Genomic DNA, 17,974 nt, shown 5'->3' on the forward strand with positions numbered 1-17,974 from the left:
GCACGCCACCACGCGTCGGGCCATCAATGCTTCCTCAATGTTTGAGAACGTGCCCGTAGGTAGGTGGCATTGATAGCCCCAGACTAGACGCGTAGCCCAGGGCTCGGCACCCGGGATGGCGAAGCTCCGGGAAAGATCAGGGATGTCACCTAGTCGTGCTCGAAGGACTCCGCTTCGCCCCAAAAGACCTCATCGACGACCTTGCGCGCGTGCCTGGTCAGCTTCAGATAAGACTCCAAGAACTCTTGATTTTCCTCCGGGGGCCAGCCGGCCGCTCCCGCCACCTGCGCCAACTGGGGGCCGGGTGTGGGCAGCTGATCGACGCGCTTGCCGCGCACAAGCACCAGCGCGTTGCGGGCGTCGGTAGCCATAAGCCAGGCCGCGCGCAGGTCTTGGACCTGGGACGGCGGAATAATCTCCTCTTTTTCCAGGACATCGAGCACCCGCAGCGTGGAGGGATCATGCAACTGCGGATACTCGTGGGCATGCATCATGGTCAGGAGCTGAACCGTCCACTCGATGTCTGTCAGAGCGCCTCGCCCCAGCTTCGTGTGAGTATTGCGATCCGCTCCTCGCGGCAAGCGCTCATTGTCTACTCGCGCCTTCATCCGGCGAATATCCCTTATAACGGCCTCACTCACCCCGTCAGCGGGATAACGGAACTCATCAATCATAGCCAGGAAGCGCTCTCCTACCTCGTGGTCTCCAGCAACAAAGGCGGCGCGCAGCAAAGCCTGCATCTCCCAGGATTCGCCCCATTGCCGGTAATAGCGCTCGTAAGAGGCAATCGTGCGAACCACCGCACCAGATCGCCCCTCTGGGCGCAAGCCTAAGTCCACGTCGAGGGGCGGATCACCCGAAGGCTTAGATAGCCTGCGCCGCAGCTTATCCACAATCCCTATCGCCCATCTGACGGCATCTGACTCATCTTGTCCCGGCACGGGGTCGGCGACGACGATAACATCGGCATCCGAGCCAAACCCAAGTTCCATTCCTCCCAGGCGCCCCATGCCGATGACGGCGATGCGGGCGGGAGGCAGGCTCTCGCTCTCGTTACGCCAAGCGCGAACCTCGGCTCGCAACGCAGCCTCGAGCACCGCGTCCCAGATGGTGGACAACTCATGGCAGACCTGTTGCACGGACATCAACCCCAGCAGATCGGCTGCGGCAATGCGGGCCAGCTCGACGCGGCGCAGCGAACGAGCCACCGCCACCGCTTTATCGGGGTTAGCGTGGCGCTTGGTGGAATTGACCAGCGCCTTAGAAACCTGCTCGGGCTTTGTCTCCAACAACTTAGGGCCCGAAGCGCCGTCGGAAAGCTGCTTGACCACGTCTGGGGCGGCGATGATGAGGTCGGATGTAAAAGGAGAGGTCCCCAGAATCTTCATGAGGCGCTGGCCGACGATCCCTTCATCGCGCAGCATGCGCAGGAACCACGAGCTATCGTGCGCTGCCTCAGACAGCTTGCGATAGTTGAGCAGACCCATATCCGGGTCGGCGGTGCTCGAGAGCCAGTTCATCAAGGTCGGCAACAAGATGGCCTGGATGCGCGCCTTGCGCGAATTGCCGGCCGCCAGCGAATTCAGGTGCTCGAAAGCTCGCTCGGGATAGATGTAGCCCAAGGCTGCCAATTGCAGCTTAGCTGCTTCCGGAGAGAGCTTGAGTTCGTCCGCAGACATCGATACCACCGAATTGAGCAGCGGGCGGTAGAACAACCGCGAGTGCAGCTCAGAGATCCGCAAACGGACCTTGCGCAGGTAATCATTCATCTTCTGCGCCGCAGACTTATTGCTCTGGGCGGAGAAGCCCGCAATAACGGCAAGCCATTTGAGCGCGGGCTGGTCATCATCCGGAGGAAGCGTATGGGTGCGCCGGAAGCGTTCTAGCTGAAGACGGTGCTCCAGAAGGCGCATAAACTCATAGGCGTCGATGAGCTGCATGCCGTCCTCGCGTCCAACATACCCGGCCTTAATGAGGGCCGAAAGAGCATCGACGGTGGAGAGCACGCGCAAAGACTCATCGGAGCGCCCGTGCACCAGCTGTAAAAGCTGAACGGCAAACTCCACGTCACGCAGGCCGCCCACGCCGAGTTTGATCTCACGCTGTTTGAGCTCATCTGGCACGTTCTCCAGTACCCGGCGCCGCATGGCTTGGATGTCTTCGACGAAAGATTCACGCTGCGAGGCCGTCCAGACCATCGGCCCAATCTCGCGGAGATAGTCCTGGCCCAGCGGTAGGTAGCCCGTCTGTGGGCGGGCCTTGAGCAGAGCCTGAAACTCCCAGGTTTCCGCCCACCGCTGGTAATAGGCCACGTGGGATTCCAGTGTGCGCACTAGGGCACCGGACTTCCCCTCTGGGCGGAGGTTGGCGTCTACTTCAAAGAAGCACTGCGAACCCACTCGGTTGAACTCGGAGGCCAGGCGGGTGACTTTCTGGGATGCCTCACTGCCGACGAAAATCACGTCGACGTCCGAAATATAGTTCAGCTCTCCCGCCCCACACTTGCCCATCGCAAGAACCGTTAGCTGCGCATCAAGCGGGGCGTCTTCATAAACACGGCGCACGGCGACGGCCAAGGCTGCTGTAAGAGCGGCGTCGGCAAGCGCGGTGGTGAGCTTCGTTACCTCGCTAAACTCAATCCGCGGCTGGGGCTTGTTCTGACCCTTGCGGGAGTAAAAAGTGCCGGCAAGATCGAAGGCGGCAATGCGCATCATCAACGTACGATAGGCAGCCTTGAGCTCGGAATGAAAGTCTCCCTCAGCAGCGCGATACGTGCCTGGCGTCGAAAGATCGTCCCGTGCGGTATCGGGTCGATCCACATTCTGCGCATAAGTAGCAGGCTGCGCGCCCACCACGGACAGTAACTCCTGCAGCATCTGCTTTGGAGTTGGCAGAGGCTTGGCCAATTCCTTCCACAGATGAGGATTGGCGGCGAGATGATCTCCGAAGGCTGTCGAACCACCGACGAGAGCAATGAGCCGCACACGCAATTCTTCGTTATCGCGAACGTGACTATCCAACTCGGGTGCCAATTCGTAGATGCGGATCAACGTGTTGAGGGCCAGGTCAGGGTTGCCCGCAGCAGCAAGAGTCCACAAAAGATCGACCGACTGCAGGTTATTCCAACCCAGTTCCGCTAGATCGGCCGCTGCGTTAGCACGGGTTAGCCCCAAAGTTGCCGGTGAAGGCACTGTGGCAGGACGCATGACTCTCCCTAGAAGTTGAGGTTGTTTTTGAGCTCAAAGGTGGTTATCTGCTTTTGGTATAGATGCCACTCTTCCCACTTGGAGCGCAGGAAATATTCAAAGACGTGCTCACCTAAGACTTCAGCCAGAAACTCCGACTTCTCAAAAAGCCGCAGCGCATGATCAAGGCTAAGTGGCAAATCCTGATACCCCATGGCGCGGCGTTCACGGTGCGTGAGCTTGTGTACGTCATCTTCAGCCGGATCTCCCAGTTCATAGCCATCACGGATGCCTTTAAGCCCTGCCGCAAGGAGCACCGCGTAGCCCAGGTACGGGTTCATCGCGGAATCGATCGAGCGGATTTCCACCCGGCGCGACTCCGCCTTGCCTAGGCGATAGGTGGGAACACGCACCAACGCAGAACGATTAGAAACGCCCCACGTGGCCGCACCTGGCGCCTCGCTGCCAAACATGAGGCGCTTATAGGAATTGGTCCACTGATTTGTCACTGCCGTCATCTCGAGCGAGTGCCTCAAGATGCCGGCGATGAACTGCTTGGCAGTATCCGAGAGCGAAAACTCATCATCCGGATCGTGGAAGGCGTTGGATGTGCCCTCAAAAAGGCTCATGTGCGTGTGCATGCCGGAGCCAGGAAGATGTTCGAAAGGCTTGGGCATGAACGTCGCACGCACGCTTTGGGCCCGTGCTACTTCCTTGATGAGGTGCCGGAAGGTCATGATGTTATCTGCCATGGACAAGATGTCCGCGTGCCGCAAGTCTATTTCCTGCTGTCCCGGCGCGGTCTCGTGGTGACTAAACTCCGTGGCAATCCCCATTGACTCCAATGCCAACATGGCACGCCGCCTAAAGCTCGGTGCGTTGTCGTGCGTAGCCTGGTCGAAGTAACCGCCATTATCCGTCGGGCAAAGCTTGGTGATGTCTTGCGTGTTTTCCAGAAGGTAAAACTCTATTTCTGGCGAGACCATGCAGGTAAAACCATCATTAGCCGCCTCAGTGACCTGCCTGCGCAGGATGTGACGCGGGTCCACGAGGGCTGGCTGGCCATCTGGCTGCGCAATATCGCAAAACATGCGTGCGGATTGCAAGTCCGGTTCATCCTGATCGAAAGGAAGAATCTGGAAGGTAGAAGGATCCGGAAGCGCGATGGTGTCCGATTCCGAAATGCGCGAGAAACCCTCAACCGAAGAACCGTCAAAGCCCACGCCTTCCTCGAAAGCCGATTCCAACTCCGAGGGACTCATGACGACGGATTTCAAGGCACCCAGAATATCTGTAAACCACAGGCGGATGAAGCGAATATCGCGTTCTTCGACGGTGCGGAGGACGAACTCATGTTGGCTATTCATGCTTTAGACCTTACCGTGCGTTGCTTAATGGAATGGACGGGTTTACTCGATAGGTTGCCGCAGGTAGAGCCGTTATGGCGGGGGTAGTGCGGAGGGGAGGAACCGGGCAGTCGCGTCGTTGGGTCATGCTTGAATCATTCCATAAACGAACACACGTACTAAGGAAAATGATGGACAACCGTTTAGATCCCCTCAGCAACCAAGCCTTTAATCTCATCCTCAAAGCTGCCCAAATGGGCTGGTCTCCCCTAGATCTCCTCCACATCTTGGGCAAAGAGGCACACGGGATCATTTACCGTGCAGCTATACGCGTTCCAGCGCGCATTAGTTCGAATCACTTAAGAAGAGAATGGCTTCACTTCGATCCTCCCGCGCGACTGCGAGCACGTAAGCAGTCTCTGGCCAAATGCGTCCGGCTTCTCTCCTGTCTCCCCGCAATGAAAGACACCGCAATCCTCGGAGATGCCTTCGCCACGGATGATAATTCTAGGTCTGGGATGGGCTCTAGGGCTAGGGTACAAGAGAAGATCCGCCGCCTGCTCGAGAAGGCGGAGTCAACTACTTTCGAACACGAGGCTGCGGCCTTAGTGGAACGCGCACAGTTGCTGCAACAGCGCCACCGCCTCCACGACCTTTCCATGGCGGATAGAATTCCCACTGCGGATGGCACGGGCGAGCACCCAGACCTTGTCCGCTCACTCCGTATCCACCTGCACCCTCCTTATATCAAGCATCAACTCGGGCTGCTAAGCGCCATTGCACAGGCTAATGGCTGCTCCTGTGTGCTTGTCCACCCTGCCGGAGTGGCCTGCATTCTAGGAGAGATGGCGGATGCAAGGTACACGAGCAGCCTTTTTGAATCCCTCAACCGGCAATGTGACTTCTTTATGCGCCAAGGCCCCAGTGCAGAGGAAGCCAGCACCAGAGGGCAATGTGCGTCCTATAGGCGTTCCTTCCGTTCCTCCTACGCCACGCGGATAGCGCAGCTGCTTACTGATGCGAATTCCCGTGGGGCGACAGTCACTCCAGACTCCGAAGAAGTCTTGCTCGACCGCTATGGCTTTGATGCACCCGGCGGCTTTGCGCAGACTCCAATCCTAGAGTTAGCGCCCTACTTGGTTCTCCTAGAACAGCGACAGCTACTCGCGGAAGCTGCCCGGGACCGTCTTTTTCCAGACTTGACTTCATTCTCTCTGCGCATCGGTGACTGGACTGGGGCTCGGGACGGTTTGCTCGCGGCGGATAACTCCCACTGGAGTGGCTGTGCCCCAAACTTGCAGGCGCGGCGCGAGCTCAGTGCTTAAAGCGCTCCGTGCCTAAAGCACTGAGTATCAGCCCCCTTTAAGCGGTCAGTCTTGGCTGCTCGGCGCTTATGGCTGTCATTGTGCGGGTAGTGTTTCACCTAAGCAATTGAAGTTATATAAACCATAAGGTGTTTGAGTATGTCTACGAAGACTTTTCTTGAGGTCGAAGCCAAGTTTGCTGTTGCCGAGTCCACCCCGCCACCCGAGCTCACGCGTCTCGAGGGAGTGGAGTCCATCGCCGAGACCCGCCATTTCGCCCTTTCAGCCATCTACTATGACACTGCGGATCTCCGCCTCACCCGTGCCAAGATCACGCTGCGCCGGCGCACGGGCGGCAACGATGACGGTTGGCATATAAAGCTCCCCGGCAAGCACGGCCGCACCGAGATACGCGCCGAGCTGGGGGAACCGATCGATGGCCGTTATGAGGTTCCGGCCGACCTTCTGCACGCCGTTCGCTCAATCATCCGCAAGAATCCCGTCGCGCCCATCGCACAAGTAGATAACAACCGCACCGAGCTCCTCTTGGCCGATTCACAGCGCAAGCCAGTCGCCGAGTTCTGTGATGATCACGTCACCAGCTTCTCTTTCCTCCCCGGCGGCCAACAGAATTCCTGGCGGGAGTGGGAGATCGAGCTAGCGGAGGGCATTGCTGCGACGGAGCACGGGGCTTCAGCACTGCGCAACGCCACGTCCCTGTTGATTGGAGCGGGCGCACGGGTTTCCTCTTCCCCGTCCAAGCTCGCTACCGCACTCGGATACTCCATCAACAACGCGCCTCTTCCGCCTTCTTTGCTAACCCCAAACGTAGACCCGGATTCCCCAGCTGCTGCGGTGGTGGCCGCGTTGCGTGCTAATCGCGACAAACTCGTCGAATTCGATCCTCGTGTGCGCCGCAATGAATGGGATTCCGTGCATCAGATGCGGGTGGCCACCCGCGAGCTGCGCAGCCACCTGCAGACTTTCCACGGGATCGTGGTGGGCCCGCAGGTGGAGCGCATCGAGTCGGAGCTTAAGACCCTAGCCGGGCTCTTGGGTGTGGCACGTGACGCCGAGGTGGTCGAAGAACGCTGGCAAGCCTTGCTTGCGTCGGAAGATTCGGACACTCTCGACGCACCTACGCGCGAGCACATCGCCCACGATATGGGGCGGGCTTACCGTCGGGCACACCGGCGAGTAATCACTGCACTAGATTCTGATCGCTACCTCGATCTCCTCGAGTCACTCGACTGCTTCTTGGCGGATCCTCCCGTTGCCGAGCATGACGGCACTGCAGAGGTTGAGCCCACTGAAGTAACCGAGAATATCGACGGTGTTGAGGCTGCTGAAGCAACTGGGTTTCCAGAGGATTCAGCGGAAGTGACAGTTCTTGAAGAACTACAATCTGCAGCGGAGCCCCCCGCACCCACTGAATCCGTGGAGGAAGTCCACGAGGATCCTGCCCACGACATCGAGGTTGTCTTAGCCCAGCACTTGGGCGCTGCTTATCAAAAACTGGTGAAGCGCCATAAGAAAGCAGTAAGCAATTGGGGTAATCCCGAGCTTTCACTGCACGAACGCGAAAGCTACTTCCACGACATGCGCAAAGCAGCGAAGAAGCTGCGTTATGCCGCAGAGGCAGCCGGTGCAGCAACCACATTGAAAACCAAGCGCCTCTACAAGTCCTGCAAGAAGATGCAATCGGTCTTAGGGGATTTCCAAGACTCTGTGACCTCGCGCGATAAGCTGCTTGAACTGGCGGCCGCTGCACGCCGGCGAGGCGAGGACACCTTTGGCTACGGGCTTCTCTACCAGCGAGAACGCGCAGTGGGCTTGGGCTCCCTACAGGAGTATGAGAAGTCCTACAAGGACATCAAGGACGCCTTCAAGCCTTTGGAGAAGAAACTGCGCAAGGCCAAGTAAAACCAGCCTTATGCCGGGCTCCAAATGGAGCCCGGCATGTTGCGATCGGGGTAAAGGTTTCACTCACTCTTCCGGTTTTAGAGTGCGTGGTGGGAGTGGCAGACAAGAAGTAAGTCCCCTTGTCGGTGATGGTTGAGGTATCGAATCTAGTCATAACCGACAAGGGGACGGTGTTCATGGATTCTGCTGGGGATGTCACCCTTATCGAAGCTGACGCCTAAACCTCCATTGATCGGTGTCCTGACTGCGATAATGTCGGTATTTCCCGGGATCATCTCCACCGCGCAGTCATAGTCCTGCTCATTGTTGGTGCTTGCCCGCTGGGGTTTGTTTTGGGGTGCTGAAAGTCGCCGTTAGGCGGTGTTGTCCTAACGGCTGGTGTGCGGGGGCTGCCAGACTATTGTCCCGCCGTCGCGGGTAAGGCGCCCGCGCCGTGGCGGCGCATTCGGATCATCCTCATTAACACCATTGTGGTAGTTGCACAAGGTCACCAGGTTGGCAACGTTAGTCTCCCCGCCGTGCTTCCACGGGGTGAGATGGTGAAACTGCCCTCTTTCTGCTGGGGTGTTACAGCCCGGCCACGCACACGTAGGGTGCTCTGCTGCCAGCATCGTGCGCTGCTTGACCGATGCGAATCGCTCAAAGCGGTACAAGTCCACCGGCCCCTGCGCCCGGCTTATCACCGTAATAAGACCCTCGTTGGCACAGGCACGCTCTACAAGCTGCGCGCCGGTGATAACAGCCCCACTAGTGGTGCGTATCATCACATCATCGCCCTCGCGGCGTACAAGCTTCCCGTAGTCCTCCAACTGGAGGACTGCCATGGTCGTCACCCGAGTACGTGTGGTGGCCTCGTCTGCTTTGCCGAGCATGCGGGCGATAAAACTCTTACCCGGATGCTTATGGTCAATAGTCCGGAAAGCATCTGCCATATCTAACCCATTGCCGGTCACTGTCAGGGTGGCTAGCCCGTTGGGGTGCTGGCGCAGCAGTGCGCGCTCGCAATACGTGCGGGGGACACGCAACTCACGCAGCCGGCGCCTGGCTACCGCAGTAACCTGCTCGCTTGACGTGGAACATAATTCTAGCCGCAGGTTCCACGCATCCAGTTTCCCTGTAATGCGCCGGGTAAAAGATTCGATGTGGTGCAGGGTGCTCAGGGCGTGCCCATTGCGCCGAGCAGCATCAAGGGCTAAGCGCTGCTTGCCGGTATAAGGTGTGGGGCCGAAGTAGATGGTGTGCAGGCCTATAAGCTCGGCGGCATCCTGCGCGCTAGCCCCCATCTTCTCAAGGTCTGGGGCAGATAGCCCCGAGCACTCGGCTACGAGGTCAACACCTCGGCTAAGTTGTGCGAAGTACTCCTGCAAGCCCATGCCCGTCACGCTAAGCCACCGCCACGCGGTACGACAATCCCAGACCCGCACCCAGTAAGGAAACTGTGGATAACCCACCAGGCCCGGGGCGGTTATCCACAGACGGGCCGCCTAACCAGAACTCGGCAGTGCGGTAGCAAGGCCATCCGGCCTATCCTGAATGGTTAATCTCATGTCGGTACTCAGGACGACTGGCCAACAAAAACACTCCACTCCAAAACCGGAAGATCTGGGGTTGCCCGCAAATCGTGGACACTTAGTTAAGCTACTTAGTGGTTAAGCAGCGGCTTTTTTCTTATCCTGTTGGGATTTGACCTGTGTTTCGAAATCGACGGGGCTGACCATCCCGATGGCTGAGTGACGGCGGCGCCGGTTGTAGACGATCTCAATCCAGCGAGCTACAGCCTTTCGGGCTTCATCTCGGGTTGACCATTTCTTCCGGTTATAAAACTCGGTCTTTAGCGCTGACCAGAATGATTCTGACATCGCATTATCGAAACACACACCAGTCCGGCCGACAGATTGGGCTATACCCAGTTCTTGACAGACTTGCCACAATTGCTCGCTCGTGAACTGAGTGCCGCGATCCGCGTGGAATACCAGCCCATCAGGTATCTCACCACGCAGAGTATGAGCCATACGCAAAGCGCGTTCAACCAGATGAGAATCCTGCACGCTATCCATGGCCCAGCCCAAAACACGTCGGGAATGTCCGTCTCGGATCGCGCACATGTACAGCCAACCTTCACCGGTGCGTAGATAGGTAATATCTGACATCCACACTCGGTTAAGCTGACCGCGATCAAACAATCGTTTCACCAGGTCAGGAAGCACGGACTTGTACTTGGATCGGATCGTGGTTATTGGAACAAACGCCCTGGGCGAGATACCCTCAATACCCATCATCCGTATGCGCTTAGCCACGGTTTTACGATTGATAAAGATGCCTTCCTCAACCAATTCTGCAGTAATATGAGGAGCACCGTAAACTTCGCCAGACTCCTCCCAGATATCGTGGACTCGCTTGTCCAATTGGTCGAGAAAATTCTGACGATTATCCTCTCCACGCTCTCGACTAGCTTGCGTGTGTGCCCATCTGTAGTATCCCGAACGAGAAACCTCTAATAACCTGCTCATTCGTTTAATACTGTAATTCGCCTTCTCCAGCTGTATTAGCTCAAATTTTTCCGATCTCGTTGCTTCGCAGCGAAGAAGGCGGTGGCTTTTGACAAGAACTCATTATCCATCTTTGCCTCAGCCAATTCACGACGCAAACGAGTGTTTTCGGCTCGTATATCGGCATCACTGCGGCCATCAGCCGATCCTTGGCGTTCCCGCTCGAGTTTTACCCACCTGCCCAGAATTGTGGCTGATACGCCAATTTCCTGTGCTACATGCGCAATCGGACGCTCGGATTCGAGCACCAGCCGAGCTGCCTCCTGCCGGTATTCCGGGGTATATTTCTTGCGTTGTTGACTCACAATGAACATCCTCTCCTACGGACACAAAATCCGTACTAATAGGGTGTCCACTACTCGAGGGTAACCTCAGATCCGGTTTACTTTCCCCAATCCTCATCAGCGGCATCTTGCGCATCGGCCGCCTTGTTGCGGGCTTTGGCAATCTCTAAGGCGTGAGAGGCTTCTTCCGCCGAATCATAGGGCCCCATGCGGCTTCCCCAGCTGTCTTTCTTGCCCTGGGAAACTTCGCCGGTGCTCATGTCGAAATACCATTTCTTCTCTGAATCAGCCATGGTCTTCTCCTTGTGTCTAATCATACGAGTAACCAAGGTTCGGGTTAGTCTCCCGTACCTTGGGGCGTGCGATGACTCAAGACTACAGTCACTAAGTCCCCCGCCTGTGTCTGCGAGCCAGCTAGAATGTGAACGTCACACAATGACTTTTGCCATGTGCCCCGAATGTCTTGCCAAATATCTTGAAGGAGTAATTCCACGATGCCTTTGCGGTCCCCATCTTCTGCCCCTATCTCTCAAAGGGTAAGCGCCGCCCATGTCGACGCCATAGGGATCGCACCCACTCACATTGCGTCGGCACCGGCTACGTGGGCTTTCATCGGTGAGCATGTCGATTACTTCGGTGGTGTAGTTATCGCAGGGTTGTCAGATCTGCGCGTTGCAGTCGCAGTTAGCGCACGCAATGATGGGGCGATAAACGTCTCCTATACTTGTTCGGCAGATTCGGATTCCCCCCAAGAGGATTCCATTACTTTGGCGCAGCTCGCAGAGCTGGCCGCCGCGCAACAGCTTGGCACGGATTCTGAAGGTCTAACGGTCTATCCCGACCCGCCTACAGGCGGAATGGCTGCTCGTTGGGGCGGGGTTGTCCACACCATGATCAACCGTCAGTTACTCTCCCGCGATACCGCGGGATTCGATATTACGGTGGTCTCTGATATTCCCTGCAACGCTGGTCTTGGAGCCTACTCTGCCGTGGATGTTGCCCTCGCGCTTGCTCTAGTGGGCGAGGACTCAGAACTCAAGGACGCTCCTGTACGCGCCCGAATCGCAGATGTGTGCACACAGGCTGCAGGATGTTTCTCCGCCATTCCGCCGGTTCACGCACGCCACTCAAGTGCGCTGCGCGGGGCCGAAGATGCCGTGACCATAGTCGACTACGCCGATGGATCCGTGACTCACGCACCACACCCAGTTACCCAAGAAGTACAGGCTTACGCAATTACCGCCCCCCAGGACTTCGACGCTGTAGAGGCAGGAGCAGAGCTACGTCGCCGCGAACGCTTCATTGATGCCGCCTGCCATGCCTTTGGGACTGAGTCTTTAAGGATGCTGCCTGATGCCCCGCAGCGTGTGATTGATTGGTTGCAGGCGGTCCATAAAGTCTATGGAGCTCAAGGACAGCCTTCCATTGCGGAGGCCACACAGTGGTTAGCCTTCTACGAGGAAGAGACTCAGCGCGCTAAAGAGTTCGCCAGCGCGTTGCGCTCACGTCGCGGCGCTGCACTCTTCCCGCTTTTAGAACAGTCACAGGGCGGGCTTAATGGCGTCTACGATCTGGGAGCCGCCCCGCACTTGGCCCAGCTTGCAATGTCCCGCGGCGCACTTGCCGCTCGTTGTGCCTTTGCCGGTGTTTTCAACTCTGTGATCGCCTACGTCCCAGCCAAGAACGCCTTGAATTTCGCGGCTGATTTGGCCGGAGATCGCCTCGCAGTTTGCGCTCTCAACCCCGGTGTGCCGGCCGTGCTCGAGGCCTAGTCAGCCGGCCAGGCAAAAAGCACCTCACGCGTGGCTGTATCTGCAGTGATGAGTGAAACCGCAGTCTCCCTCCCCATCTCAGGAGTGCCGATCGATGCAGCGAATACCGGCGGGTTAGCCACAAAAAGGCGCGAACGCTGCCGTTTCTCGTTGTTGTGAACAACGATGGCAGAAAAGATACTACCCACCCATGGTGCAAGGACGGTTGCTTCTGTGAGATTGAGACAGGCCTTGTCCACCTGCGCCGCTAGGTGGGAGCTGGCGCGCATGGCCGCGACGACGTCGTGTGCCCTGGTACTGACCCATGTGGGAAGCTCCGACCCAGTCGATAGCGCCAGGCATACCTCTGCGGCGAAGCGATCAGACAGGCGCCGCAGAGGGGCAGTCACGTGCGCGTAATAGCCGCCGATTCCGGCGTGAATCTCAGCTGATCTTTCCGCCAGCCAAATGTAATCTGCCCCGCGCAGTAGGCGCTGGGCTTCCCGCATGGCGGCCATGCCCTTGGGGGTATCTGCATCGATGCTCAAGAGGAACTCCGAGATAGAGGCCTGGCCCATTGCAAATCCCAAGGCCTGAATCTCAGCGCGAAACTCCTTTTCCGCTGCGGGGCTTGCTCCCGGCAGTGGACGCAGGAAGCCTACACCCCGGCTCGCCATGAGCTGACCCGCGCACATGCCGGTCAAAAGCGAAATTTCCGAGTTATAGTCCATGATTTCATAACGCGGCTCAATTTCTAGCCCAAAGCGCCCATCGTCTTCTTCTACTACGCGCTGAGAAGGCATTCGCAAAGAAATCGCGTTGCGCCGCAATGACGAGGCCTGCCGCAACTTTCCTACCTGCGGCAAAAGAGCAATCGAGGGATGTAAGCTCCCTGCCAACAGGTCAGCATGAACGCCGTCGTAGTCGAGTCTTTCCCTGGAACGCACCAACGACCTGCGCAGGCTAAAGGCTTCGACCTCGCCGTTCTCATCCAAGTCAAAGCTCCACAAGATGGCGGGACGGTCTTGGCCCGGCAACAGCGAAGCCTTGTCCTCAGAAAGCTCCGCGGGATGCAGGCGAGCGGGTTCATCGGGGAGATAGATTGTCTGCCCGCGACGCAGAGACTCTGCTTCTATCGGCCCACCCGGCTCGATGAAAGCGGCGACGTCAGCGATGGCGTAGTAGACGCGGAAACCACTGCCACGTTGCGAGATGCACAGCGCTTGGTCGAGGTCCATAGAGCCTTGAGGATCGATGGTCACTAGTTCTACGTCTCGAGCGTCATCGCGCACGCCGCGAAAGCGGTCCTCCGCGTCGCGGGCAGCCTGGATGACCTCCTCCGGAAATTCGGTGGGCACAGAGTACTCGGCCACGATGGCGCGGAAATCTAGGGGGGCTGCGTAGAGCTTCATGCTGCCCTATTCTTGCAGAGCTGGGGCGAATGAGTCAGCCTATAAGCCGGATTCTGTCTCTTCGCGCGGGCCGCAGGCCCGCGCGCGGTGATCATCCATCTGGATCAACCGTTGCCGGCTGACCTCAAGCAGCTACCTTCAGGCTCGGGCGAGTCACCCTACAACGCCTGATCAAACCCGCCATAAGGCGGATTATGATGCCTTGCTCCCGGTGGGGTTTACCTAGCCACTGCCATCACTGACAGCGCTGGTGCGCTCTTAACGCACCGTTTCACCCTTACCCAGAAAACTGGGCGGTCTACTTTCTGTTGCACTTGCCCGCGGGTCGCCCCGGGTTGCCGTTAGCAACCACCGTGCTCTGTGGAGTCCGGACTTTCCTCGGCATCCGCCTGACGCCGCCCTAGGGGAGGGCGCCGGTTCGTTTGCCGCGATCACCCGGCTGGCTCATTCGCACCTGAGAGTCTAGCGCAGACCATCCATATGCCCCACATCGTTGACTCCGCGCACGACGGCGCCACCATCCCAGAACTCAACCCGAGAGATTGAGGCCAGATCCAAAAATAGCCGGTGGAATACGGAGGGCCCAGCATCGAGGCCTTGCCTAACGAAGGACTTGATGGGGTTGACGTGAGAGACGACCAACACTGTCTTTCCCGCAAAGCGCTCGCACAGTGCGATACGTGCGCGACGCACCCGGAGATGGACCGCCTGGAGGGACTCGCCACCGGGGCAGGCCACGCCGGTATCTTCCATCCAGCGCGCATGCAGCTCGGGGTCTGCCGCGCTGGCCTGCGCAAAAGTCTTGCCTTCCCATTGGCCGAAATCTACCTCGATGAGATCTTCCACGGTTTCTATGTCGAGGTCTCTTCCCTGAGCCACGGCCCGCGCCGTCTGCTGACAACGTTGCAGCGGTGAGGCCACGATGGCATCAAGCTCGACGTCTGCCAAGGCTTGCGCCGCGGCGAGGGCTTGTTTTTCTCCCAGCTCACTTAAGGCGGGATTGGCCCGTCCGGAGTATTGTCGCGCGGCCGACATGGGGGTTTGTCCATGCCGTAGCAGAATGAAACGAGTGACGGGGCCCCGATCTGCACGCCAGTCCCCCGGCTGTGCGGTGGTTGCAGTGTCTGCCTGGGCGGAAGTGACTTCGTCCGCAGGCGCGACATCACCGGCGCCTTCTTGCGCGGCGCTGGGCGGACCTTCAGCCTGAGCGCCCACGATTCCTACTGGGTGGCCCGCAGCCGCGGCGTCCATGGCATCGTTGGAGAGCTTATCCGCGGCCTTGTTTTTTGCCCGGGGCACCCAGGCGAGGCTGAAATTGTTGAAGCCTTTGATGAGCTTGCGCGCGGCCAGAGCCAGCTGCTGCATGTCGGGGTGCTTGATTTTCCAGCGCCCGTTGATCTGCTCAACGACGAGTTTGGAATCCATGTGGAACTCCACATCCGTGGCCCCCAGCTCAGTAGCAGCCTCCAAGCCACGCAAGAGCCCGTTGTATTCAGCAACGTTATTAGAAGTAGAGGTCCCCGCGACGTAGACAATCTCCTTCAGGATTGTGCTGCGGTCGGCGGAATATACAACGGTGCCAGAGCCGGCGATTCCCGGGTTTCCCCGCGATCCCCCATCGGCATAGATGATGACCTTCATTAGGCTGCCCGCACCAGATAGGAGCCGCAGTTGCTGCACTGGGGAAGCTCATCGGCGGGTGCGTTGCGGATGGCATTCTGCTCGGCTGGAGGAAGCACGATGTAGCAGCCTCCACAGGCACGACCCTTGAAAGCCGCAACCCCCACCTTGTTCTCCAAACGCACGGCGTCATACTCAGCAAGGACATCCTCCGGCAGTTGCGCACGCAGCTGCGCAATACGCTCGGCAGGTGCCGGGGCGTTGTCGTGCGCATCGCGCGCTGCCTGGGCGGCACGCCCCAGCTTCTCTACCTTTCTTTCCGAATCCGTCAGCCGCGCCCCATGGACATCCACGTTGGCGCGCAGCGCATGTATCTCGTTGTGCGCCTCTTGGAGCTCGCTCATCAAGTCGGCGATGCGGGACTTCGCCGCATAAAGATCGTGCTCGATGTCGCGGCGACGCTCGGGATCGGTCTCGGCGCCGAGCTGAGCCTTGTCGTCCTTAACACGACGGCGCAACTTGCTCTCATCCGCCTGGATCCGCAGGATTTCGGCTTCCATATCATCGACTGCCATTTGTGCCGAGCCCGCGGCATCGAGCAGGCGCTTGTGCTCGATGCGGGCGCGCTCGTAGGCCTCTTCCTCCGGGGTGGTCTGACTAACCGGAACGTCCAGCGAACGCTCAAGGTTGGCCAGCTCCAACAAGGTGGGCTGCAGTTGCGGGGACAGTTTCACTTAAGACTCCTTTGGATGCGCGGATATCGTCCACGGATCGGTACGAATGTTGATAATTTCAGTTTCCACGCCGGTTTCTCTCTTTAAGATATCCCGCGCTTGGGCAGTCCAGGGAAACTCGCTGGCCCAGTGCGCGGTGTCTATCACCGCGGGTCCTCCCGCCCGCAGGTGCTCATCTACGGGATGATGGCGAAGATCCGAGGTTAGGTACACGTCAACGCCCAGCCGCGCCGCCGCACTGAGGAGGGAATCCCCCGAACCAGAGCACACTGCGACTTTCTTGACTAGGCGCTGTGGGTCACCAGCCGCACGCACTCCCCAGACCGTTTCCGGCAGGGCATCGGCCACCTGCTGGGTAAACTCACCCAGCGTCATCGCCTCCGGCAGTTCTCCGACGCGTCCAAGACCCAACCCCTGGTCCAGCGCCGTGTCGCTCGCGGCCATTTCTACCAGATCGAAGGCGGGCACCTCATAGGGGTGTGCCTCCTTGAGCACCGCTGTCAACGTCGCTCTCAAGGTAGAAGGCGCCACGAACTCGATGCGGGTTTCGGGGCCCCGCTGCAGCTTGCCGACGCCGCCCACAACCGGCCGCGCCCCCTCCTGAGGCAGGAACTGCCCGGTACCGGCGATGTCGAAGCTGCAGTGAGAATAGTTGCTGAGTTGGCCCGCGCCGACCTCGAAGAGCGCGTTCTTTAACTGCTCCACTGCCTCCGGCGGGACCTGAACTCCCCATTTATCTAGGATCTGTGGATCCACCGGGACAACCGGGCGTCCAGCGCTGATGCCGATCAGTTCCGCCAAGCGGTCGTTGACGCCCGGGCGAGCCTTGTCAGCATTGGTATGCGCGGCAAAGAGTGCAATCCCGGCGCGCACCAAGGTGTGAATGACCTTGCCCTTAGGGGTATCCGCAGCAACGGAATCCACACCCCGCAGCAGCAGGGGATGGTGCACCACCAGCATGTCTAGACCCCGCTCGACCGCACGCTGCGCCACGCCCTGTGTGCACTCAAGGGCAAAGCCAACTGAGTTGACTGGGTCCTGCGGGTCACCGCAGATGAGCCCCACTGCATCCCAAGACTCCGCCAAGCTAGGCGGATAGGCAGCGTCGAGGACGCCGCGGATGTCCCCAACCGTGAGTTGGCTGGAGGCGCGAGGTTGGGTGTGACCTGCTGCCATAGTTTGAGACTCCTTATAAGATGGCGTGTTGCGGGGCGAGAACTCCGGGTCTTTTTCTCCCAGACCACGGTACTGCTATATCCTAACTTTCGTTGTCATGCTGCCCTATTCGCGCAAAGGTTTTTCACTTGGTATCCACTACCCCGGGTCGTTCCGTTTCCACCGCTGTCCCCGCCTCCGACCGCGCCTTCCAGCGACAGGATGCGAGTTCAAAGGTCATGCAGTTGGTCTTCGTCTGCACTGGAAATATCTGCCGTTCTCCCATGGCCGAAATCATTGTCCGTGATGCTCTCGAGGAGCGCGGGCTCGATTCCGTTGCGAAGGCGTGCTCTCGCGGGCTCGGCGGCTGGCATGTGGGCCAAGGCGCCGACGAGCGCGCAGTCGCGCAACTGTGCAGCGGTGGGCACGACGGAGCCTCCCATCGCGCGGCGCAACTCGGGGAAGCCGATCTTTGCGCCGATGCCTTCATCGCCATGGACGCTGGGCATGAGGCCGAGCTCCTCGCCCGCGGCATCGATCCCGCGCGAGTATTCCTCCTGCGCAGCTTCGACCCGCACTCACCTGAAGGCGCAGAGGTAGAGGATCCTTATTACGGGAGCGACGCCGATTTTGCGCGGACTAGGCGCGAGATCGAAGCTGCCGTCCCGGGCCTGCTCGATTGGGTTTCTCTCCACAAGGACTAGACTAAGC

Annotated in this window: 13 protein-coding genes and 1 other RNA gene; 4 read left to right on the forward strand and 10 right to left on the reverse strand. The window is 58.8% G+C overall.

Translation table 11 applies throughout. From position 1 onward, the window contains the following. Positions 1–149: 149 nt before the first annotated feature. Both F4V60_RS08410 and F4V60_RS08415 read right to left on the reverse strand, forming a co-directional pair. Positions 150–3,206 (reverse strand): bifunctional [glutamine synthetase] adenylyltransferase/[glutamine synthetase]-adenylyl-L-tyrosine phosphorylase, encoded by a 3,057-nt coding sequence (locus F4V60_RS08410; RefSeq protein ID WP_075730177.1) that lies wholly within the window; start codon positions 3,204–3,206, stop codon positions 150–152. 8 nt (positions 3,207–3,214) lie between these two features. After that, on the reverse strand, positions 3,215–4,552 hold the full coding sequence (locus F4V60_RS08415; protein WP_075730178.1) for a glutamine synthetase family protein: 1,338 nt from the start codon (positions 4,550–4,552) through the stop codon (positions 3,215–3,217). Between the two features lie 437 nt (positions 4,553–4,989). Between F4V60_RS08415 and F4V60_RS08420 the strand changes: the two genes are divergently transcribed. Together F4V60_RS08420 and F4V60_RS08425 are read left to right on the forward strand one after the other, a co-directional pair. After that, positions 4,990–5,856, forward strand: coding sequence for a DUF2786 domain-containing protein (locus F4V60_RS08420; RefSeq protein WP_170216837.1), 867 nt, complete (start codon positions 4,990–4,992; stop codon positions 5,854–5,856). A 138-nt stretch (positions 5,857–5,994) separates the two neighbouring features. Further along, on the forward strand, positions 5,995–7,758 hold the full coding sequence (locus tag F4V60_RS08425; protein ID WP_075730179.1) for a CYTH and CHAD domain-containing protein: 1,764 nt from the start codon (positions 5,995–5,997) through the stop codon (positions 7,756–7,758). Between the two features lie 368 nt (positions 7,759–8,126). On the opposite strand, the gene F4V60_RS08430 is transcribed toward F4V60_RS08425, so the two are convergent. The 3 genes from F4V60_RS08430 to F4V60_RS08440 all read right to left on the reverse strand — a co-directional run bounded on the left by F4V60_RS08430 (position 8,127) and on the right by F4V60_RS08440 (position 10,884). Beyond that, the gene (locus tag F4V60_RS08430; RefSeq protein ID WP_075731231.1) at positions 8,127–9,131 is read right to left on the reverse strand and encodes an HNH endonuclease signature motif containing protein; all 1,005 of its coding nucleotides are present in this window, start codon (positions 9,129–9,131) and stop codon (positions 8,127–8,129) included. Between the two features lie 276 nt (positions 9,132–9,407). Further along, positions 9,408–10,621, reverse strand: a protein-coding gene (locus F4V60_RS08435) for an IS3 family transposase (RefSeq protein WP_373862540.1) whose coding sequence is annotated in 2 segments (ribosomal slippage) — positions 9,408–10,360 and positions 10,360–10,621 — 1,215 coding nt in all. Because the reading frame shifts where the segments join, the coding sequence is not laid out codon by codon here. 68 nt (positions 10,622–10,689) lie between these two features. Beyond that, positions 10,690–10,884, reverse strand: a complete 195-nt coding sequence (locus F4V60_RS08440; RefSeq protein ID WP_075730181.1) for a hypothetical protein — start codon at positions 10,882–10,884, stop codon at positions 10,690–10,692. Positions 10,885–11,085: 201 nt separating this feature from the next. Here F4V60_RS08440 and F4V60_RS08445 point away from each other — a divergent pair, with 201 nt between their 5' ends. Then, positions 11,086–12,363 carry a galactokinase family protein gene (locus F4V60_RS08445; protein WP_075730182.1) on the forward strand — a complete coding sequence of 426 codons (1,278 nt, stop codon included), beginning with the start codon at positions 11,086–11,088 and terminating at the stop codon, positions 12,361–12,363. Here F4V60_RS08445 and F4V60_RS08450 read toward each other — a convergent pair. The 5 genes from F4V60_RS08450 to F4V60_RS08470 all read right to left on the reverse strand — a co-directional run bounded on the left by F4V60_RS08450 (position 12,360) and on the right by F4V60_RS08470 (position 17,284). Next, positions 12,360–13,754 carry an RNB domain-containing ribonuclease gene (locus F4V60_RS08450; protein WP_075730183.1) on the reverse strand — a complete coding sequence of 465 codons (1,395 nt, stop codon included), beginning with the start codon at positions 13,752–13,754 and terminating at the stop codon, positions 12,360–12,362. The two genes, F4V60_RS08445 and F4V60_RS08450, sit on opposite strands and share 4 nt — an antisense overlap. A 26-nt stretch (positions 13,755–13,780) precedes the next feature. Beyond that, positions 13,781–14,201, reverse strand: an RNA gene (gene rnpB, locus F4V60_RS08455) — RNase P RNA component class A. Between the two features lie 15 nt (positions 14,202–14,216). After that, on the reverse strand, positions 14,217–15,395 hold the full coding sequence (locus tag F4V60_RS08460) for a bifunctional RNase H/acid phosphatase (RefSeq protein ID WP_075730184.1): 1,179 nt from the start codon (positions 15,393–15,395) through the stop codon (positions 14,217–14,219). Further along, a complete protein-coding gene (locus F4V60_RS08465) occupies positions 15,395–16,108 on the reverse strand; it encodes a zinc ribbon domain-containing protein (protein WP_075730185.1) in 714 nt (237 codons plus the stop codon). The genes F4V60_RS08460 and F4V60_RS08465 overlap by 1 nt, the downstream gene beginning before the upstream one ends. Then, positions 16,109–17,284 carry a Nif3-like dinuclear metal center hexameric protein gene (locus F4V60_RS08470; protein WP_075730186.1) on the reverse strand — a complete coding sequence of 392 codons (1,176 nt, stop codon included), beginning with the start codon at positions 17,282–17,284 and terminating at the stop codon, positions 16,109–16,111. It lies immediately after the preceding gene. Positions 17,285–17,502: 218 nt separating this feature from the next. On the opposite strand from F4V60_RS08470, the gene F4V60_RS08475 reads away from it, so the two are divergent. After that, positions 17,503–17,967: a low molecular weight protein-tyrosine-phosphatase gene (locus F4V60_RS08475; protein WP_075731234.1), complete on the forward strand. Its 465-nt coding sequence runs from the start codon at positions 17,503–17,505 to the stop codon at positions 17,965–17,967. Positions 17,968–17,974: the final 7 nt, after the last annotated feature.

Origin of the sequence: Corynebacterium flavescens (genome assembly GCF_008693105.1) — a bacterium.
Taxonomy (GTDB): Bacteria; Actinomycetota; Actinomycetes; order Mycobacteriales; family Mycobacteriaceae; genus Corynebacterium; species Corynebacterium flavescens.